We start from the raw sequence: 20,971 nt of genomic DNA, 5'->3' as shown, positions 1-20,971 counted from the left end.
GGTCCCGATAGCCGACTTCACGGTGGGCTGCTCCTCATCGCCGGCGCATGCGGATCCCGCGGCTAATTCGCGCGAAATATTTTACACACATTGAAAACCACCTTTTTCCAATTGCGGGTCTCCAGCGACCTGGGCACATTATCCCAGGGCAAAAATCTGTCTCGTTCAAAGGGAATGTGGATTTGTCGGAAAGTAAGATTGTCGAAAGAACTAACTACCAGGCGGGTGCTGGCAGCATCGAAGGGATGCCATCGCGGTTGCAGTTCTTTCACGCCCACCCTCGGGTCATGATACGCCCGCATTGGCATGCGCAAATCGAAGTAAACTATATGGTGCGAGGCTCGGTGCATTATCGCATGGGCGGCCACGATTTGCGGCTCTGCGCTGGACAGATGTGCCTATTCTGGGGAGGCCAGTCTCACAGGATGGACGAATCTTCCGATGATTCAGTTTATGCCGGCGCGCATCTACCGCTGGTGCATTTCTTCCGTATGCGACTGCCGCCGGCAGTCTCCACGATGCTCATGGGTGGCGCGACGATGCTGACGTCCGAAACCGACTGCGCTGATGAGCAGAACTTTAAGCGCTGGCATAGCTGGGCCAGTTCCGGAGGCGAGGAAAAGGCCCAGCATACGGTGGAAGAACTGCTACTGCGCGTCGAGCGAATGTTTATAGAGCCATATACGGTCGTCTCGTCCGGCAACGAACCCAAAGCCGAAGGCGGCTTAGTCCCGCCCTCGCTTGGCGTCGTACGTATGTGTGATTTCATCGCCAGCAATTATCTTGAGGAGATTGATGCAACCGATATCGCCGTCTCCGCCAATCTGCATCCCAAGTACGCCATGAATTTGTTTCGCAAAGCAACGGGTATGACGCTGGTCAAATACCTAACTCTGCTGCGTCTGTCGCGAGCGCAAGCCATGCTGATGGATGGCAATGATAGCGTTCTGCAGGTAGCTATGGATTGCGGCTTCGGTTCGGTAAGCGCGTTCAACAAGGCCTTCCGGCAAATTGCCGGCAAACCGCCTTCGGACTTCCGCCGCGAGGCTCGTGCCCTATCGGGGTGAGCCCAACCGCGACGGCTAACAAGCAACGAGGCAACAGCTATGACATGATAGGGTCGCCCTGCGCCGTTATAGGTTGCTGAAAGCTGACCCAAGTTTACGCCACTTCCATTTTCGCAATAAGTAGAGTCGGGTCCCACCTTACGTTGTTCCAAAGGCAGCAATTTTCGTATCGAAAAAATCAACCATTGCGACATTGTCATGGTATTAGCGTTCGCTTTATCGCCGCGTGGTCAGAGGCCAGCTGAGCGCTACGAACGCCATCCCAGCAGCAACCAGGACGAATGCTGCGTTCAAATTCCAATGCTGCGCAACGAACCCGATGGCGGCGGGCCCGACAAGCATTCCGGAATAACCGATTGTTGTGATCGCCGCGATCGCGTGGCTCGGCGGCATGAGGGTTTGCCGCCCTGCAGCTGTAAACAGCACTGGTACAATATTGGAAGCCCCCAGTCCCACCAGCAGGAAACCGGCAAAGGCCAGCACTTGACTGGGAGCGATGACCGTAAGCAGAAAGCCGAGCGCGGAGATCAGGCCGCCGCCGACCACAACCTTCATGCCGCCAAGCGTTTTGACGATCCAGTCTCCTGACAGGCGACCGGCCGTCATTGCAAAGGCGAACATCGTGTAACCAAACCCGGCATGAGCCGGATCGACCAGCTGGGCGCCGATGAGAAAGATTGCGCTCCAGTCCAAGACTGCGCCTTCGGCAAGAAAGGCCAGAAAGCACAACAGGCCGATGAAGGCTACGATACCGCGTGGTAGAGTGAACAGCGGAGTGTGTCCGACTTCGCGATTGCCGTAAGGCAGGAGACCTGAAAACGATAGGACAAGCAGGCCGACTAACAGCGCGCTGAACATCAAGGTCGCTGTCGATGGTGCAACGCCAGCTCCGAGCAAAAGGCTCATACCACCGGCGCCCAAGATGCCGCCCACGCTGAATAAGCCGTGAAAGCCGGACATCATGTTACGTCTGCTGTCCTTTTCGACGATGACGGCTTGGATATTGATAGCTATGTCCACGGCACCCACACTCGCCCCAAATAACGCCAGTGAGATCGCCAAGCCTGCGATGGTGTCGACAACAGCAAGCAATGGCAGCACAAGGGCGAGCACAAGTGTGCTCGTCACGATGACGGTCCGGCAGCCGAAGCGACTTGCGAGTATTCCAACCATCGGCATGGAGACAATGGAGCCAAGCCCGAGGCAGAGCAGTACCATGCCAAGAGCGCCGTCAGCAGCTCCAACGCGTAGCTTGGCAAGCGGGACCAAGGGCGCCCATGCAGCCATGGCCGAACCCGCAATCAGGAAGCCGGCACGGGTAGCCCACTGCTCCCGTTCTCCAGCCAGGGGATGTTCGTTCATGATTTGGGAATGGGACATTTGAGGTACCTCAAGATAAACAGGGCGGGATTGTCGGACATGGAGGTGAGGCGGAGCACTGCGCACTCTTGTCAGAACACGTAACAATGTGCAAGAACGTGCAACAACATTACCTGAGGGAGATTGTTCGATGCTAACGGAGGAAAGGCTTGACCGCATCCGAGAGCAATTGACCGCCAGCGGAAAAGTCTTGGCCAGCGATCTTGCTATGCAGTTTGAAGTTTCCGAGGACACGGTACGCAGGGATTTGAGAGAGCTAGCCAAGCTCGGATTTTGCCGGCGGGTCTATGGGGGGGCCTTGCTGCCTGCACCCGATCTCGGCACGCTGGCTGACCGGAGAGCCATACAACAAGATGGGAAATTTAGACTGGCGCTGGCTGCGGCGGCGCTGGTCGAAGATGGTCAGACGATTTTCATCGACGCAGGATCAACAAATCTGGCTATCGCCCGGGCTCTGTCTCCAAGTCAGAGGCTGACTATTGTTACCAATGCTCCCTCGATCGCCACGGCGCTGTCCGAGAGACCGAACTATACCATCATCGTCTTGGGCGGCATGTATGATCAGTGCAAGGGCGCTTGCCTTGGGCCACAAGCGGTGCGGGAAGCCAGAAACGTCTTTGCCGATCTGTTTATTATTGGCGCGTGTGGCGTCGACAGCACCGTTGGCGTCTCGGCGCTGGATGCCGGGGAGGCCGAGCTCAAGCGAACCATGGTCGGCCAGAGCAGCATGTTGCTTGTCGCCACCACTGCGGAAAAACTCGGCACAGTGGCGCCGTTCAAAGTCGCAGACGCATCAATGATAGATTACTTGATCGTGGAAAATGATGATTTCGATAAAGCTGGTTTTGCGCGGGCTGAGGTCCAGGTGCATGTGGCACCAGCTGTTGTGCGCGGGGTGGTATGATCCGCAAAGGTCGAGCGCTATCTGCTAGCGTCGAGAACGATCAGGCTGGCATCGATGGTAAATCCTTTGCCGCCGACTGTGATTCGACCTACAGAAATGACCCTATCATCATGCGTATCTGCACCGGGACCCATCGCCGACTTACACCTTACTTTCCGAGAAACGACAACTCAGGCTGCCACCACCCTGGCGAAGGCGCGAGCTCTTCCACCATCAAGGAGCTTTTCTCGGTCTACGTTCCTTTCGCCGATATCGCGTTCCCAGACCCGAAAACCCCATGGCTAAGATCCATCCACGGCGAGGTCGCAACATAACCGCCTTTAGCAGGAAAGCCTGAAGCAATCCTGAACACGTAAAACTCCACTGACCCCGCCGCGCAATACCAAAGGAGCCGCGCTGTGCCCGACGTATTTTCCGTGAAAGCGCGCTTGCTTTCCAATCTTTCCAACGAGGTGCGGCTACAACTGCTCTATATGATCATGGACAAAGAAGTGTCTGTTGGAGACATGGCACAGAGCCTGGGAATAAGGCAATCCGCGTTGTCGCAACATTTGGCGAGGCTGCGAGGCGATCGGCTCGTTAGGACACGTAAAGTTGCCCAGACGGTGTATTATCGATGCGACCACCTGGCCGTGCGACGTTTACTGGAAACGCTAAGTGAGATTTATAAAACGAGACCCTCCGCAGAGGCTGCATGAGGATCAGTAAGCTAATCGAACGAATGCATCGAGCAAATCCGGATCAAAACGACCCGGGGAGCGCAACATCAGATCCGTTGCCTCCGCTTGCGACCAAGCCCGTTTGTAGGGGCGGATGGTGTATAGTTCACAAACTAGGAGCGGGTCTGCAGATTGTTTCTGTGTGCACGCCTTGAATAGATGCGATCCGTCGACGCCCTATCTGGAGGTTAAGCGCCTGATACATCGAACTTACGGGTATGACGTCACTCTCTGGACGTACGGTCTTGAATAGTCGCGCTAGCGTTGGGCGCGAACGATATCGACAGTCATGTCGGCACGATCACTTGCTCCCCGCGTCTCCCAAGCAGAAGAAACCCTAAAGCAAACAGCTCACAAATTGCACCCACCAGGCCGATCATCGCCAAGGAGGTCCATTGGACCGTCGCCGCTCCCAATACCGCACCGATTGCTGCCCCAAGATAAATAGCCGAGGAGTTCAACGACAGTGTCACCGGCGCCAGGTGCGGATCGATCATCAAAAGTCTGACCTGTTGCACTGCCGGTAGCGACCAACCGAAAAGCGCCCAGACCGTGATAGCGCCGATTACACCGCAGAATGCCCATCCCGCAGGAGCGAAGGCGGCAAGCAGTGATAGCGCAGCAAAGGATAGGACCATCATCGCTGTGGCCAGAATTAGAAATTGGCGCTTATCCCAGCGGTCGGCAACATGTCCGCCGATAGTGTTACCCACCGCGGCAGCCACGCCAAGGACAAATAGTGTCAGCGCCACGCCCTGCGGCGATATCTTAAACACGCTTTCAAGATAGGCGCCGAAGTAGGTGTTGACCGCAAACGCGCCGATTAGGACGAGGACCGTCAACACCAGCACCGCCAGAACATCGGGCCGCCGGGCAACAGCCAACCGCCGGCTAAGGCTGATAGGTGGCGGGCTTGGCGAACCCGGCAACCTGGCGATGATACCCACCAGAGCGAGTGCACTGAGAGCAGCGACACCCATGAACGTCGCGCGCCAATCGAACCGGGCTGCGATCAGCGTTCCCATGGGGACCCCTAGCACAAGCGCAATCGTCATCCCGCTATATATGAACGATAGCGCACGGCCACGTCGATTCGGTGCGATGGTCATAGAAGCGTAACCGGCCGAGGCTGGCATGAATGTCCCGGCCGAAAGCGCTAGCAGGACGCGAGCAACGGCAAGCGCTGTATAACCGGGTGCAAACGCAGCCGCCAGATTGGACAGGGTAAACGCGGCCATCGCGCCAATCAGAAGTGCTTTTCGCGGAACGTTGGCGGTCGCAACGGCGATGAGTGGCGACCCAACCGCATAAGCAAATGCGAAAATCGTGACCAACTGTCCGGCCTTGGCAACCGACACGTCCAGATCACGCGCCATTCCTGGAAGAATTCCCGAGATCATGAACCCTTCGGTGCCGATCGCGAACGCTCCAAGAGCCAGCCAGATCAAATTACAATACATGATACAATAATTCCAATGTTCAATAACTATTGAATATATGCGCCTCACGAGGCTTTGATGTCAAGTAGTTCAGCAACCATTGAATTAAGAGATGACGGACGCTATCATGGACCCATGGCTAAGGAAATCTATCACCCCACGATCGAACAGATCGACCTATCGACGGTGCTCGACGCAATGAGCGACCCGACACGACGCGATATAGTCCTGCGGCTTGTTGAGTTAGGCGAAGGAAACTGCTCTGGCTTTTCGGAGTTTGGTTCGAAGACTAATCTTACCTATCACTATGCGCGATTGCGGGAAGCCGGTATCACCTCAACCAGGGTTGAAGGCACGCAACGGATCATATCATTGCGACTGGACGACCTTGAGACCAAGTTTCCTGGTCTTATGACCGCCATTCTCTCTGCTGCACTACGGAGCAAATTCCGGGCCTGAGGCCAGCCTTCCCACTTGCGCCGAGCTGCGTTCGGCACTCAAAGCAATGAGCCTTGATTCCCAAAGCCACCAAAATTTGGCTCCAACAAGAGAGACTAAGATGGGTTGGAAAACGCCACAGTTCGAATACGTTAACGGTTACAAGATTGTGGAGGCGAACGGTCCCGTTTTCAAGGTCTTCGACGGAGATCGCCAACTTGTTGATGATTTCCCCTACTCTGGAGAAGCCGCTGCTCACGCAATGTCTCTACCCAAACTGGATCCGGCCCGGCGATAAGCCGACCTGATTGTAAGAGGGATATTGCGCAACGGGCTTGGGGCGTTGGGCGGTTGCTGCCGTTCAGTCAAAATCTATGCGCTTGAAAGGAATTGAACCGCCTTCCCATCAAGTTCGCAACGATTTCTTTGGTCAAACAAGACGTTAAAGATGTGTCAGCAGACTGGCGCACGGGCTGTGGGTCCACGCGGTCCCTTGGGCTTCGACGTCCCGAAGTCCGGTTGAAACAGGCTGGCAGCAAGCAGAACAGATTCGTCGCCGATGACCATGATCCGGCTTACCGCAATCGGTTGAGGAATCCCGGGTGCTTGGGCTGCTGCTCTTTTATGCGAACGCCTTTCACCAGCTCAGCCGCGTCCTTTGAGATCGCCGATGGCCCCCTGACGAAATACGACAGACCCTGCACGGTCTCATCCGTCTTAGAATAGATGATCTTATCGGTGGCATCTAGCACGATGACCGCACGTGTACGCGATGTACCGATCAAAGATGCGCCGATGTTGCGGTCAGTCCATGAGCGATCGAACACATTGTCGAGATTGGCGATCGCCTCGTCCCAGACCGTCCAGGCAGTCAGGGAAAATTCAACCTCGCTGATCCAGATAGAGACGTTCCGTTCGACCAACATTTCCTGCCGTCGCCGGGTTTCCGCATCTAGCCGCCTCACTCCGAAGTATGAAATGGCGGCCATACCGGCGATCAGGACAGCCACACCGAGAATAGTCGGGCCAACCAGTTTGAAACGAACGAAACGCATACGAGGCCGATCGATAAGGGGTCGCTCACCCAAGAGCTATGACTTGATAGCCGGCAGTCCTTTCGATCTTGAAGGGATACGAATAGCCGACGGAAGTTCTTCACGCCACTAATCGCTGATACAACGAGATTTGTTAGAGGACTTAGATCGTGGTGTTCAGCAAACCGCAGTTGATGCCACCTGCGCCCTCTGGATGAATCCGACCAATGCTAGCCTTTCGTGGCTTCGGCGCTGCCGCTGATGGGTCTCGCAACCCAATGGCCGGCCGACACAGGCTCGAACTTATCCTCGTCGCCGTGTTCCGGAAGTGTAGGAATCATTCGTCGCTCGCCACTGCGCCGGCGCCCAAGGCGGGGAACGGCTTCGAGAAGGCTCTTCGTATAAGGGTGCTGCGCGTTTTCGACGATCGCTTCGGTCGACCCGTGCTCCACGATTCGGCCGCGATGCATGACGGCTATCCTGTCGCAGAGATGAGCGACGACGGCCATGTCATGCGATATGAAAAGGTACGAAAGCTGGCTGTCGCTTTGCAGTTCCGCAAGAAGATCCAGTATTTGTGCTTGGACGCTGACATCAAGGGCCGAGACCGGCTCGTCGGCGACGACCACGCGCGGCCCGGGCGCAAGAGCGCGTGCAATCGCTATACGCTGGCGCTGCCCTCCTGAAAACTCGTGGGGATAGCGATCCGCGTGCTCCCGTTTGAGACCCACCTTTTCCAGGAGGTCTGCAACGCGGCCGTCAATCTCCTTCCAGGTGGATATGCCGGTGGCATAGATTCCCTCACCGATCTGACGGCCAATTTTGAGCTTCGGATTAAGAGAGGAATAGGGGTCCTGAAAAATCATCTGGCAGTGCCGCATAGCGTCCCGGCGCTGCGGCACCGAAAGTCCAGCAACATCCGTCCCCTCGATGCGTAGGCGACCTTCACCGGCTGTTTCAAGCCCGACAGCAATACGGCCGAGTGTGGATTTCCCCGAACCACTTTCACCAATGACGCCTAGCGTCTCGCCGTGCTGCAGACTGAGGGAAACGCCGCTGAGCGCTCTCACCTGCCGGCCACCGGCCGAAAAAACCTTGGTAATGTTCTCCAGCGCGAGGATTGGTGCTTTGGTCATGGGGTTACCACCCTCGTCTTTTCCCGGCGCTGGCGCATCGCCCTTTCGACGGTCAGGTGCGAAGCGAGCATCGACTTCGTATATTCGTGCGTCGGCGACGACAGTATCTGTTCCACGGGCCCGCTTTCGAGGATGCGGCCACCTCGCATGACCGCGACGCGATCGGCAGTTTCGGCGACGACGCCTATATCGTGGGTGATGAGCAGAATGCCGGAACCGTGGCGCAGCTTGAGATCGACGAGAAGATCGAGCACCTGCGCCTGCACGGTCACGTCGAGCGCCGTTGTCGGCTCGTCGGCGATCAGCACGCCTGGCTTGAGGGTCAGCGCGGCGGCGATCATAACGCGCTGGCGCATGCCCCCGGAGAGCTGGTGGGGATATTGGCCAAGCATTTTGCGGGCATCTGGAATGCGGACATCCTCAAGGGCGGCGACGGCCTCTTCGATCGCCTGGCGGCGCGGCGTATTGCAGTGGCGCATGAGCCCCTCCGACATCTGCCGGCCAATCGTCAAGACCGGATTGAGCGACGTCATCGGTTCCTGGAAGATCATTCCGATCTTTGCACCACGCACATCCTCGATTTCGTGGCGTTTCAAGCGGGCGATATCCTGGCCGTCGATTTCGATCGACCCCGTCATCGTTGCTGCTTCGGGTAGAAGGCGCATGATGGAAAGTGACGTCATGCTCTTGCCGCTGCCGGACTCGCCGACAAGTGCCAGGATTTCACCCCTGGCAACCTCGAAACCAATAGTGTCCACGGCCGCAAACGAGCCCGCGGCGGTGGGAAAGGTGACCCTGAGGTCGCGGACGCTTAGGAAAGGTTTCGTCATGACCGCACCTTTCGGCGTGGATCGATCAGGTCCCTAAGGCTGTCACCGATCAGATTGAAGGAGAGGACGGTCAGGCAGATGGCAAGTCCCGGGAAGATGAGGATCCAAGGAGCCTTTGTGATGTAGTTGCGGCCCGATGCCAGGATCGCACCCCATTCCGGCGAGGGCGGCTGCACGCCGAGACCCAGGAAGGAAAGCCCAGCCGCCGAAAGGATGGCGGAAGAAAAACCGAGCGTCGCCATGACGATCATGCTTTGCAGGATATTCGGCATCACATGGACGCGAACCAAACGTCCGGATCGCGTGCCCGCAAGCCTTGCCGCCTCAATGTAGGGTTTTGCGCGCTCGGCTGCTGCGAGCCCGTAGGTCACGCGGGCATAGAAGGGAACAAGGCTTATGGCAATCGCCAGGGTGGCGTTCTCGATACCCGGTCCGAGAAAGGCAACCAGGGCAAGCGCGATCAGCGTATCCGGAAATGAGTACAGGACATCGATGAGGCGCAGAAGGCACGCTTCGATCAACCGACCGCCGAAGGCGGCGACGAGACCGATGAGGCCGCCGATGACAATGCCGCTGAGAACGGCGGTAAACCCGATCCCAAGTGACAGGCGGCCGCCCAGCAGCACGCGGCTGAGCAGATCGCGGCCGAACTCGTCCGTTCCGAAAGGATGAGCGATCGATGGCGCGGATAAGCGCGGTCCTGCAGCCATTCTCATAGGGTCGAAAGGAGCCACATACGATGACACCAAGGAGAGGATGACTATGACCAGGGCGAGCGCTACTCCTAATATTACGCTCAAAGGCAATCTGCGGCGTAAGACGCGTCTTGTTGCTACAGCGCTCATCTTTGCCTCATGCGTGGATCGAGAAAGCCGTACAGAATGTCGATCAGCATCGAAACAATGACGACCGAGCTGGCGAAGACGACGATGAACCCCTGGATCATCGGATAGTCACGCTCGAGCATTGCCTGCACAGCGAGCCTGCCGATACCGTTCCACGAGAATACATTCTCAATGATCACCTGCCCCCCGAGAAGATAGGCAAAGACCAGCCCGACAACTGTCACGATGCTGATCAGCGCCGGCTTCAAGGCGTGAACGAGAAGCACCTGGCGCTCGCGCAGCCCACGTGCGCGGGCGGTGCGGATATAGTCTTCAGCCAGGACCTCGACGAGAGCGGAGCGTGTCATGCGCGCAACCAGCGCGCAGTAGGTGAGACCAAGCGTCAATGCCGGCAGAATGATGTTGCGAAAGCCCGAGCCGGCAACCGGTAACCAGCCCAGCTTGAGTGAGAACACCTGCATCATGATAAGCCCGAGCCAGAAGCCGGGGATCGAGACGCCGAGAACGGCGACAACCATGACAGCCGTATCTGTCAGCTTTCCGCGATTGATTGCAGCAAGAAATCCGAGCGGTATGCCGATCGCAAGCGCCACCAGAAGACCCGAAACGGCAAGCGAGAAAGTGTTCGGCAACCGCTGCAGCAAAAGTCGGGCCACTGGTTCGTTGCCGCGGATCGTGGTTCCGAGATCGCCCTGGAAGACGTGCAAGGTATAGAGCGCCACCTGCTGCCAGACCGGCAGATCGAGCCCGAGCCGCGAGCGCATTTCAGCCATGGCCTCCGGTGTCGCGGTCACGGATTGCGCCATCATCGCCGTCACAGGATCGCCCGGAACGATGTGGATGAGAATTCCGGAAAGGACAATCACCACAACGACCGTCGCCAGCGCTATCAGAAGCCTTTTTAAAATGAGAGCGAGCATTCGAACCTATCTGTATGGGAATGCTGCCCCGGGCTAACCGGAGCAGCGCCCGTCATGTCGTTACTTGACGGTTACGTCATTGAAGAGAAGCGACACCATGAAACCCATCTTGAAGCCATCGACCTTCGATGTCGAAGCCATCAGCCAGCCCCAGCCCGGCGAGAGCAGAGGAATGGCATAGGCGTTTTCCATCAGGTACTTCTCGATATCATGGATCTTGGCTGCACGGGCATCGCCAGAAAGCTGACGCTGCTGCTCCAGCATGGAGTCGACATCGGCATTGATGCCCATGTTGACGAAGCCGGGACGCTTCCACAGGAAGTAGAGGTAGTCGGGATCGACACCCGACATGCCCATCGTCCAAACGGCCGGTTCGCCGTCCGTACGGTCGTTGACGCCCTTCATGTAGTCGAAGAAAGCAGCAACTTCGCGGGTCTCGATATCCGCCTGGACGCCGATGGCAGCCAGATCCTGCTGCATGATCTGGTGCATCTGGTCCCAGCCCGGCAGCTTGTGAACAAGCAATTTCAGCTTCAGCGGCTTTTCGGGCGTGTAGCCGGCCTTTGCCATAAGCGCCTTTGCGGCCTCCGGATCGTACTTCACGCCCCAGGTTGCGCACAGAGCCTCATCCGTCGAAAACAGGTTCGGCGCGACCGGGCAATTGTCCGTGTTGACCAGGCCTTCAAAGGCAATGGACGCGTAAGCATCGCGGTTCATCGCCATGCCGATCGCCTTGCGGATGTCGGGATTGTCGAGCGGCTTGATCTTCCAGGTGAAGGCAGCGAGCATCTGCTGGCCCGAGAGATCCGCAGCATAGACCTTGAAGTTTTTGTCCGCTTTCAGGTCACCGGCTTCCTCCAGGGAAGGTTCGACCATGTCGACCTCGCCCGAGCGCAGCGCTGCCATGCGGGCCACAGCCTCCGGAATGACCTTGAGCGTTAGCTTTTCGATATGCGGCTTGCCGGGATTTTCGATAAGCGGGTTGACGTTCTTGTAGTCGGCATTTGCTTCGAGCTGGATCCTGTCGTTCCGGGTCCAGCTGACGAGCTTGAAGGGTCCGGTTCCGATCGGCTTGAATTCCTTGCCCGATACCGATGATGGGCAGATGAACGACGCCTGTATGCTGGTCAGGAATGAGGTGAAGGGGCCATAAGGCTGCGAAAGCGTCACCTTCAGGACCTTGCCATCCACGCTGGTCTTCGTGATCGGCCCCCAGGCGGACAGATTGGGGTTGATGGTGGCCGGATCCAGCGCGCGGTCCAGGCTCGCCTTGGCAGCCGTTGCGTCGAAGGTACTGCCGTCATGGCACTTGATACCATCGCGGATCGTGAAATCGTATGATTTCCCGTCCGGAGCCATGGTCCACGCACTCGCAAGGCCCGGATGAACGGAGCCATCCTTCGCCATCGTCAACAGTGTGTCGAAGATGAGGTTGGTGATCTGCAGGGACTGCGTCGTGCTCGCCTTTTGCGGATCGAGGCTGTCGGCATCGACGGAGCGCGCAACCGTAAGGTTGGCGGCTCCCGCAGAGAAGCCGGTCAGAACAGCCGCAAGCGCGACCGTGGCCGCGCCACTGCGGGCAAGCAGTGTTTTCGTTTGTCTATTCATCATGCTTCGTTCCCTCTATTGATTTTCTTACTCTTTCACGCGACTGAAATCTGCGGTCGCCTGTTCTTCCAGGGGCGGGCAACCTCCAACTGAGAAGCCAGCCTGAACAGCAGACCTTCGGCCGCCGGCGCCGCTGCGAATTGCACGCCGATCGGCAGGCCCTCCGCATTCCATACCAACGGCACCGACATTGCTGGCGAACCGTTGACGTTGAAGATATGCGTGTAGGGCATCCACGAAAGGTAGAATTCGTAGTGGCCGCGCATTGATGTCGATGCGGGAAATGCCGCATGTGGTAGGGGCGGCTGGGCAAGCGTCGGCGACAGGAAAACGTCGTATGTCTGGAATGTCGAGGAAACGGCGGACGCCACCTCGTGCAGGCGCGTCGTGGCCACGTTGACATCGACGGCGCTGATGCGGTTTCCGGCATCGATCATGTCCCAGAGCATCTGTGGGAAATCATCCTGCGCCAGCTTTCGGCCGATGAAGCTTTCCTCCAGGCGCATGTCTGTCGCATACTCCGCAAGAATGAAAGTCTCGAACGCGCTCCACCCGTCCTGCGGCAGATTGATATCGAAAGGCTCGCATTCGTGGCCGAGGCTTTCGAGCAACTTGACGGTTTCCGCGACTGCAGCCTTGCAGTCGGCATGGGTAGCCGCGCCGTAAGGTGCTCGGGTCGAGACACCAATTTTCAGCTTGCCGGGATCTCGGCCCACCTCGGCGGCAAAATTGCAGCCGGCGGGGCTGTTGAAGAACTGGCCCTGATAGGGTCCTGCCGTCGCATCCAACAGTGCAGCACTGTCCCGGACGGAGCGGGTGAGCGCGTGCTCCACAAGCATGCCCTGCCATGTGCTGCCCGAGGGCGCAACGGGATTGCGGCCCCTGCTGGGCTTCATGCCAAAACATCCGCAAACCGAAGAGGGCACGCGGATCGAACCGCCGCCGTCATTGCCGTGGCCCATCGGCACGATGCCTGCGGCAACGGCTGCAGCTGTCCCGCCGCTGGACGTGCCGGCCGTTCTGCCAGTATTCCAAGGATTGTTGGTGACGCCATGGGCTCGCGAGCGCGTCGTCCAATCCATTGCCAGTTCCGGTACGGCCGTCTTGGCAAAGGTCACGAGACCGGCTTTCTTGTAACGGCTGACCAGTTCACTATCTTTTTTCGGCTTGACATCCTTGCGCGGTGGCCATCCGGCACCCGTCGGCTGGCCTGCATAATGCGCCGTAAGATCCTTAAGGACAAAAGGCACGCCCTTGAATGGCCCCTCGCCCAATTCTTCCTTGATGAAGCGGCGTGCTTCGTCTTCAAAGGTTGCGACCACCGCATTCAACGCATCATTGGTCGCCGCCGTTCCTTTGAGCGCGGTTTCAAGCAGTTCGGTCGGCAGGACATCGCCTTTCGCCACAAGTTCTGCCAGTCCCGTCGCATCGTAAGTTCTATATTCACTGAGCTGCAATTTTCGATCTCCGGTGTCGAAGTGCACAAAAATACGGCCAGCACATATTTTTGGCATGATCCCGAAGGGTGAGACAGGAAAATTTTTCATATCACCCCAAAGGGTGATATGCTTTTGCGAGACGACAATCATTGCCGGAGCCCTCATGCAGCGCTTGCGCTCTCTGAACAGACGATCAGTCCCCCCAAGCGCTTCCACAGGCATGATTGACCGCCCTCGCCTGACACACTTGGCCCAGCTCCTCGTCACGCACCGATTGGCCGTGGTGCACGCGCCGGCGGGCTCAGGCAAGACGACGCTTCTTGCACAGTGGCACCAAAGCCTGACTGAATCGGGGTTTTCAACAGTCTGGTATTCGGCGGGCGAGGATGACAGGGATCCGCTGAGTTTTGCGGAAGGGCTTTTCCAGTCTGTCGAACAGGCATCAGGCGGCACTGCCGAGCATAAACCCTCCACCGATCGCGCCGATGTGCTCCGTCGCCTGACCGCTGTTGTCGCCGAGCGCACGGCGGAGCAGCCCTTGGCCCTGTTCATAGACGATTACCACCTGGCCGAGGGCGGGGACGGCGGCGAGGCTATCAATACCCTGCTCGCCGCTCGCCTGCCAAATCTGACAGTTGTCCTTGCCAGCCGAAACCGGCCATCCATACCTGTCGGCCGGTACCGCGCGAACGGCGAAATGATCGACATTCCCGTTGAGGACCTGCAGTTCAGCGAAGGGGAGACCGAGAGTTTTTTTCGCATGGCGTCGAAGGTCGCCCTGACGGCCGATGAAAGCCGCCAGATGCATGCGCACACCGAAGGCTGGGCGGTGGGCCTGCGGCTCGCTGCCCTGGTCATAGGACGCGCCGCCGGCAATTTCGTTGCCTCCGCGCCGTCGGGAAGCCACCGTGCATTCGCAGACTATTTCCTCGAGGAGGTGATTGCTGGACTGCCCTCCGAAGTCTGCGAATTTCTTGCGCGGACGTCCCTGCTCGACACCTTGAACGCCGAACTGTGCAACGCCGTCACGGGACGAGACGATGGCGATCAGATGCTATCGTTCCTGGAGCAGGGGCAGTTGTTCGTCGTCGCGTTACCGGGAACCCTGAGATGGTACAAATATCACCATCTCTTCCAGGAGTTTCTGCAGACCCGCCTCTATGCGGAGGATCGCCCGGCCGTTGAAGGCATCCATGCACGTGCGGCGCAATGGTTCATCGACAACGGTTCGCCTGTTGACGCCGTTCGCCATGCCTTTCTGGCGCGGCGATCGAACTGGGCGGCAGAACTCATCGAAGCCTACTGCCTCTACGACTATCTTAGCCATGGTCGTTTCGACACCTATTCGCGCTGGATGCAACAACTGCCCCGAGACGCGCGCGAGGAACGGCCGCTGCTTCTTTTCCTGCAGGTCTGGCGGTCCATCAACATGTGCCGCTTCCTGCAGGCCGAGCAGACCCTGCAGACGATCGAGGTCGCGGCGGCCGACCCGGACAGTCCGGTCTCGGTTATCGCCGCCCGCACGGGCCTCGACATCGGTGGCCGCCTCCACCTGATGCGTGCACTCGTCGGCGCCTATGGAGGCGATCTGGCAGCCGCTGATTTCCATGTTTCCCAGCTGGTGGGACGGGAGCTCGATCGCCTGGCATTCGGACAGGTCGACCTGGATTCGATCCACAGTTACATCGCCTTCAATCTCGGAAACCTCGAACTGGCCGAACGCCTGACCTGGCGCGCAAACGGGGTGTATGACGACATGGCATGCCACTGGGGTGGCATTCATTCCCGCTGCATCGCCGCGATGTCATACATCGCGCGCGGGCTTTTTCAGGAGGCGAGGCATGTCGTCACCGAAGCGTTGGCCATTGCCGAGCAGAATTTTGGGGAGCGGTCCTACATGGTCGCGCTGCCCTCGGCGCTTCTGGGGCTGATCGTCTATAACGACAATGATCTTGAAGAGGCAGAACGCCTCTGGAGACGCGCCATTCCCTCGGAAAAGGCGACCGATGTATCCGGCCTCAGCGAACGCATTTTGATCGCAACCACAGGTCTCGCTCGGCTTTTGGACGTCACCGGCCGTGCAGAGGAAGGGACAGCACTTCTCGTACGCTCCAGCAGGAAGGCTTACGAAGCAGAAGATTTCCGCCTGGAGTTTCAGCTGTGCGTAGAGCGCGCCGACCGGGCATTTCGCCTCAGCAGCCCCGCCGAGGGCCGGCGGGAGTGGGAACGGCTGTCCCTCCAGTTACCCGAGGCACGAAACAGGTTTCCGTCTTCCGCCTGGCAGATCTGGGATCCTTTCCGAATTCTCGAGGCACGAATTCTAAGGGAAGCCGGGCAAACTGATGCTGCAACTGAAAAGCTGCTGGCACTTGCCGAGCGCGCCCGGGCCGAGGGTCGCCTGCTCACCGCATTGCAGGCCGAGGCGTTAGCCCAGCAAATGGCGCCGCGCGGAACGGCGACGATAGCAAAGCAAAACGTGGCGACCGGAAATGTGACAGGTGCTTGGCGGGTTCTCTGCGACTTTGTAGCTCCCGATGCCGCGACTTCGGGTTTCGCCGCGAAGCGAAAGACCCCGCCCAGTTCGCGTTCGCGAGACACCGTCATAGATCTTACTCAGCGCGAAATGGAAGTTCTGAAACTGATGCGTTGGGGCCATTCGAACAGCGAGATCGCAATTAAACTCGACATCAATCTGAACACCGTGAAATCGCACGCGAAGAGCATTTTTGCAAAACTCGGTGTCAAGAACCGCATGCAAGCGGTCCTGACGATACTCGATTGATCGCCAGCATCAGAAGCTTGCTTTTGCCTTGATGCGATCTGAACCCTACCACTCACCCTGTGAGACGTTTTCCTAGCAATAACATAGAGTTGGCGCGCAAGGCTGATTTATGGAACTCTTCAAATCAAATCGCGATATGTCCTTTGCAGTGTGGCTTCTTTCAAACGAGCCGCAACCAGCCAAAAATCTTGTCTTCTCGATGCGATCTTCGGTTGACGTCGACGCGGAAATTTCCTGTGTCATAATGCACTTGGACCGGTACATCGTATAAGGCTGCACCCTCGCCGGAACGGGCCGGCGAGGGAAATAGTCAGTGAAACTGACGACCTAAAAATTTGCCTCTCTGCAAGCTTACCAAGCTGAAGACATATCGGGAAGATGTGGGTCGTCAAAGGTCGGCATCAAATCGATATAAGGCGTCAATCGCTATCAACCTACCTTTGCCAAAGTGGACAGCTAGGGAAAAAATTCGGCGCTCAACGGACCTAGAACTCCTCCCAGCTCTCGTTAGCCGTGGCTGCTGCCTGAGCGCCGCCGTTAAAGGCACCGGCGAGTTTCGAGCGCAGGGATCGCGCCGGGGACGCAACGGGCGACACTCCGGTCGGAGCGGGCCTGACCTGAGTGGCGCGAACAGGGGAGTGAGCTGATGCCAGGTGGGGAGCTGACCGGCTCGTGCCCCTCGCGGTCGGGGATGAATTCGCAGCGAAGCCTCCTGAGCTGGTTCTCAGGTTGAACTGGCCCAGCAGGTCGTTCAGCGCGGCCACCTCCTTGGTGAGGCTGTAGCTGGCGGCCGTCGACTGCTCAACCATTGCCGCATTCTGCTGGGTGCCTTGGTCGATCGTGTTGACTGCCGTGTTGATCTCCGCCAGCCCGGTCGACTGTTCGCGTGCCGCCTCCACGATAGCACGGACGTTTTGGTCGATCTCCTCGACCTCTTTGACGATCTGTTCAAGCGACTGTCCAGTTCGTCCTACAAGCTCGACACCATTTTTAACCTGAGATCCAGATGTCGAGATCAGCGCCTTAATTTCTTTGGCGGCTTGGGCGGAACGCTGGGCCAACTCGCGCACCTCTTGCGCAACAACTGCAAAGCCCTTACCGGCCTCACCTGCTCGTGCGGCTTCCACACCGGCATTGAGCGCCAGTAGATTTGTTTGGAAGGCGATCTCGTCGATTACGCCGATGATGTTGGATATCTCGCTTGAGGATTTTTCGATGCCCTGCATGGCGGCAACTGCGTCGCGCATGACTTCGCCCGACTTCAACGCACCCAATTTCGCGCGCCCGACAAGCTGCCCCGCATCTTCAGCGCGTTTGGTAGAATCTTTCACCGTCGTGGTGATCTCTTCCAAGGCCGCGGCGGTCTGCTCCACCGAGGCCGCCTGCTGCTCCGTGCGCTTAGACAGATCATCAGCCGCCGCACGGATCTCGTTGGCGCCGGAATCGATCGCCTGAGCATTTTCGGCGACGGCTCTGAGAGTGTGCTGAAGCTTGTCCATCGAGCCGTTGAAGTTCTCCCGCAACCCGTCGAGATGGGAAACGAACGCGGTCTCAATGCGGTAAGACATGTTGCCGCTGGAAAGCTCGCCCAATCCCGTTCCCAGGCTGTCGACGGCCAGGCGAGTGGCTTCGGCGTCGTGCGCTTTCTGCGCTTCTCGCTCTGCTCGCTCCTGCTCTGACAGGGTGCGGTTGGATTGCGCCTCCCGTTCAAGGCGTATGCGCTCAATAGCGTTGTCGCGAAACACGGCGACGGCTGCAGCCATCTGGCCGACTTCATCACCTCGTTCCAGCCCAGAAATAGGCTCTTCAGTTTCGCCACGCGCCAGAGCTTCCATGCGGCTCTTCAGTTTGACAATAGGCGTAGTGATGCCGCGCGATGAAACCACAAGCCCTGCGGCAAGCGCGGCTGCAAAAACGAGGCCGAGTGTCACCAAAGTGTAGAAGATTGTGCCTTCTGTGACGGCAGTTAGAGCATCGCTTTGCTCTTCAACACTCTTACTTTTGTGCTCAATCCAGCCACGAACGTTTAGGATCTCCTCTTTGACCTTCACGTCTGCCTGCTTCAGCAGCGACTTCGCCCTATCATTGTCGTCAGCCAGACCTGCCTTTACGGCTTCGTCCGTAATGGAAACAATTTCTTTGGCGGCATCCATGAGAGGAATTACGCTCGGGGCGTCGTCCTGTGCGTGCTCCTTTGCTACGTCGAATAATTCGAAAAGCGTCGTTCTATTCTTTACGTAGTCGTCATTTAATCCTTGCATCTCAGGATCCTTCGAGCTGTATGCGAGGATCTGATAAGCATTGTAGCTAATGGCTGCGACTCTTTGGCTCGCTCGAGCCATCGCGACCGTTGCTACTTCATCTTGCGAAATTAGGTCTGAGTAGTTGTCATCGGCCTTTTGGAAATTGCGTGACATCGTCAACACGCCGCCGGCGGCGATTACGCATATTGTAATCAGCACTGACAATATCTTGGTTCGGATCTTCGCATTTTGAAGGAAGGACATGTTGGTTATAAATCCGTTGATGGCTTGTTGCACATGACGGCACAGCTACCGCGTGCGAAGACACTAGAACCAAAACCTGATAATTTAGTAAATAACAGGATATGGCCTTAAGCTATTCGAAGGTAACAACAAATATGGCAGCTTTGGAGAAGTTTAGCTGAGCCGGAAATGAAATATGAATATTTAATTTCGTTCCTTAACCGGCGGGAGCCGGTGACTGTCTATTCAGTGGAATTAAAAATTGAAAATGTTGATTGTTCTGGAAGCGCCCCAAGCTGAAGACCCCTTTGGGGCGCGAGGTCTGTCGGGGATCAGGTATCGTTGCTGTCAGCCGGGTGAATACTTGTCGAAAACGGCTGCTACTTTCAGTTTTACATCAGCTTAGCCTGATATTTTGTGGTGTCCGTGAATGCCCCACATGATCGGGCGCAACTAATGCACATACTGACCCATTAAAACCCTGAACGCCGTGACAGCGTTCAGGGTCTTTTACTAGCATTACAGTTGCAGTTTTAGTTTCAAATGAGCGCGTCGTGCGGCAGCTTGATGCGCTCGTCTCCAACATGACCATGCGATGATGTGGGCGGGCTTTATACGCCGCTGGGCAAGCTTATTCGCAATGCGTCGGACCTCTTGGATGGACCAGCGGATCAGATCGTAATGGTCGGCATCCTCGGTCTTTTTTGGGGTGCCGCATTATTGGCGCGATATCGGATCACAGCCATCATTGCGAAGGCGAGCATGACGAGCGAGACATGGCGATGCCAGCCATGCCACGAGCGGGTCTCGTTATGATCGAGGCCGAGTTCGTTCTTGGCTGTCTCGAAGCTATCTTCGATTGCCCAACGGTGACCTTCGACGGATACGAGCGTCTGAATGCCTGTTCCGGCCGGGCACCAAGTCGTGAAGAATGCGAGGTCGCCATCGCTGATATTGCGCCGGATCAACAAGCCACGCGTCCAAAGCCCGGTTTGCGTATCACTGTATTCGTCGGCATCGATATCGGCCAGTTCGCAGTAGGCCCAGTCATGAAGCCGCGCGCCTTTTGTGCCATCGCCAGCGGAAAGGCGATGCCATGCAGCCGGATCGAGATCACGGGCAATCTCAAGAGCGGTTCCTGCGACGAAAGGCTTACCAGACCAAGCGCCAAAATGATGGTCGGATTTAACCCCAAGAACGTAACCTTTGCAGGCTCGGCGCAGCGCTCCTTCGACGTCTCCGACGCCATACACCGCATCTGCTGCCACCCATGAAAACGGCACTTTGGCTGTCAGCTCCCGCCGAATCATATCGACAGCGAGGGCAGGCTTGGTAGCGAAGGCTACAGCTTCAGGAACATGAGCGGCGGCAAGCCTTGCCGGATCGCTGGTCCAACTCTTTGGCAAGTACAAGGCTCGATCGATAAAGGCATGACCACGATCGGAAACATAGGCGGTGAACACACCGATTTGGCAGTTCGTTACCTTGCCCGCTGACCCTGTATATTGACGTGAAACACCGCAAGATGTCTTGCCCTGCTTGAGGAAGCCGGTCTCATCAATGACCAGGACCGCATCATCTGTGGCAAGGTGCTCCACAACATACTCGCGCACAATGTCGCGAAGTCCGTCTGCGTCCCAGCGTCCACGACCCAAGATGGCTTGCTGTCGCCACGGACCAGGATCGCCAGCCGCCTCAGCGCGCATCCAACCTGTCTTACGGCGCTCATCACCTAACAAGCCGTCCAGGAAAAGGTTCGCAGATGCTGCAACGCGCTCCTGCGTAAACAATCCGCGCATACGCGCCTTAACTTCACGCAGCGACGATGCCCAAAGTTCCAACGTTGTCTCGATCGATGCACCCATCATCCATGACCTCCGAATCATGGAGGCCTATAGATTCAGAACTTGTAAAAATACGCAACTGTAATGCTAGGCTCAGGAC

The 20,971-nt window shown here is 57.4% G+C and carries 16 protein-coding genes; 5 read left to right on the top strand and 11 right to left on the bottom strand.

Annotation, left to right across the window (positions count from 1 at the left end; genetic code table 11):
• Positions 1-182 precede the first annotated feature (182 nt).
• Positions 183-1,067 carry a helix-turn-helix domain-containing protein gene (locus PR018_RS21495; protein ID WP_161991002.1) on the top strand — a complete coding sequence of 295 codons (885 nt, stop codon included), beginning with the start codon at positions 183-185 and terminating at the stop codon, positions 1,065-1,067.
• Positions 1,068-1,283: 216 nt separating this feature from the next.
• Here the strand turns inward: PR018_RS21495 and PR018_RS21490 are convergent, their stop codons facing one another.
• Positions 1,284-2,429 (bottom strand): MFS transporter, encoded by a 1,146-nt coding sequence (locus PR018_RS21490; protein WP_142831799.1) that lies wholly within the window; start codon positions 2,427-2,429, stop codon positions 1,284-1,286.
• Between the two features lie 148 nt (positions 2,430-2,577).
• Here PR018_RS21490 and PR018_RS21485 point away from each other — a divergent pair, with 148 nt between their 5' ends.
• Positions 2,578-3,351, top strand: coding sequence for a DeoR/GlpR family DNA-binding transcription regulator (locus PR018_RS21485; protein ID WP_142831758.1), 774 nt, complete (start codon positions 2,578-2,580; stop codon positions 3,349-3,351).
• Between the two features lie 473 nt (positions 3,352-3,824).
• Positions 3,825-4,049: an ArsR/SmtB family transcription factor gene (locus PR018_RS21480; protein WP_425064168.1), complete on the top strand. Its 225-nt coding sequence runs from the start codon at positions 3,825-3,827 to the stop codon at positions 4,047-4,049.
• Between the two features lie 308 nt (positions 4,050-4,357).
• Here PR018_RS21480 and PR018_RS21470 read toward each other — a convergent pair whose 3' ends face one another.
• Positions 4,358-5,518 (bottom strand): MFS transporter, encoded by a 1,161-nt coding sequence (locus PR018_RS21470; RefSeq protein ID WP_161991001.1) that lies wholly within the window; start codon positions 5,516-5,518, stop codon positions 4,358-4,360.
• Positions 5,519-5,587: 69 nt separating this feature from the next.
• Here PR018_RS21470 and PR018_RS21465 point away from each other — a divergent pair, with 69 nt between their 5' ends.
• The gene (locus PR018_RS21465) at positions 5,588-5,968 is read left to right on the top strand and encodes an ArsR/SmtB family transcription factor (RefSeq protein WP_244615517.1); all 381 of its coding nucleotides are present in this window, start codon (positions 5,588-5,590) and stop codon (positions 5,966-5,968) included.
• A gap of 554 nt (positions 5,969-6,522) precedes the next feature.
• On the opposite strand, the gene PR018_RS21460 is transcribed toward PR018_RS21465, so the two are convergent.
• The 7 genes from PR018_RS21460 to PR018_RS21430 form a co-directional block, all read right to left on the bottom strand.
• The gene (locus tag PR018_RS21460; protein ID WP_142831755.1) at positions 6,523-7,002 is read right to left on the bottom strand and encodes a CHASE4 domain-containing protein; all 480 of its coding nucleotides are present in this window, start codon (positions 7,000-7,002) and stop codon (positions 6,523-6,525) included.
• A gap of 209 nt (positions 7,003-7,211) precedes the next feature.
• Positions 7,212-8,051, bottom strand: coding sequence for an ATP-binding cassette domain-containing protein (locus tag PR018_RS21455; RefSeq protein ID WP_244615516.1), 840 nt, complete (start codon positions 8,049-8,051; stop codon positions 7,212-7,214).
• 62 nt (positions 8,052-8,113) lie between these two features.
• The gene (locus tag PR018_RS21450; RefSeq protein ID WP_142831753.1) at positions 8,114-8,947 is read right to left on the bottom strand and encodes an ABC transporter ATP-binding protein; all 834 of its coding nucleotides are present in this window, start codon (positions 8,945-8,947) and stop codon (positions 8,114-8,116) included.
• Positions 8,944-9,657 carry an ABC transporter permease gene (locus PR018_RS21445; protein WP_244615515.1) on the bottom strand — a complete coding sequence of 238 codons (714 nt, stop codon included), beginning with the start codon at positions 9,655-9,657 and terminating at the stop codon, positions 8,944-8,946. Before PR018_RS21445 ends, PR018_RS21450 begins: the two co-directional genes overlap by 4 nt.
• 131 nt (positions 9,658-9,788) lie before the next feature.
• The gene (locus PR018_RS21440; protein WP_142831751.1) at positions 9,789-10,712 is read right to left on the bottom strand and encodes an ABC transporter permease; all 924 of its coding nucleotides are present in this window, start codon (positions 10,710-10,712) and stop codon (positions 9,789-9,791) included.
• Between the two features lie 60 nt (positions 10,713-10,772).
• On the bottom strand, positions 10,773-12,323 hold the full coding sequence (locus PR018_RS21435; protein WP_142831750.1) for an ABC transporter substrate-binding protein: 1,551 nt from the start codon (positions 12,321-12,323) through the stop codon (positions 10,773-10,775).
• A gap of 32 nt (positions 12,324-12,355) precedes the next feature.
• Positions 12,356-13,777 carry an amidase gene (locus tag PR018_RS21430; protein WP_142831749.1) on the bottom strand — a complete coding sequence of 474 codons (1,422 nt, stop codon included), beginning with the start codon at positions 13,775-13,777 and terminating at the stop codon, positions 12,356-12,358.
• Between the two features lie 202 nt (positions 13,778-13,979).
• On the opposite strand from PR018_RS21430, the gene PR018_RS21425 reads away from it, so the two are divergent.
• A complete protein-coding gene (locus tag PR018_RS21425; protein ID WP_161991000.1) occupies positions 13,980-16,541 on the top strand; it encodes a winged helix-turn-helix domain-containing protein in 2,562 nt (853 codons plus the stop codon).
• A 485-nt stretch (positions 16,542-17,026) separates the two neighbouring features.
• On the opposite strand, the gene PR018_RS21420 is transcribed toward PR018_RS21425, so the two are convergent.
• Both PR018_RS21420 and PR018_RS21415 read right to left on the bottom strand, forming a co-directional pair.
• A complete protein-coding gene (locus PR018_RS21420; RefSeq protein WP_279621423.1) occupies positions 17,027-19,048 on the bottom strand; it encodes a methyl-accepting chemotaxis protein in 2,022 nt (673 codons plus the stop codon).
• A gap of 650 nt (positions 19,049-19,698) precedes the next feature.
• Positions 19,699-20,913, bottom strand: a complete 1,215-nt coding sequence (locus tag PR018_RS21415) for an IS701 family transposase (protein ID WP_279621422.1) — start codon at positions 20,911-20,913, stop codon at positions 19,699-19,701.
• Positions 20,914-20,971 lie beyond the last annotated feature (58 nt).

The organism is Rhizobium rhododendri, from assembly GCF_007000325.2.
Classification (GTDB): Bacteria; Pseudomonadota; Alphaproteobacteria; order Rhizobiales; family Rhizobiaceae; genus Rhizobium; species Rhizobium rhododendri.
This window is presented reverse-complemented; position numbering and strand designations above follow the sequence as displayed.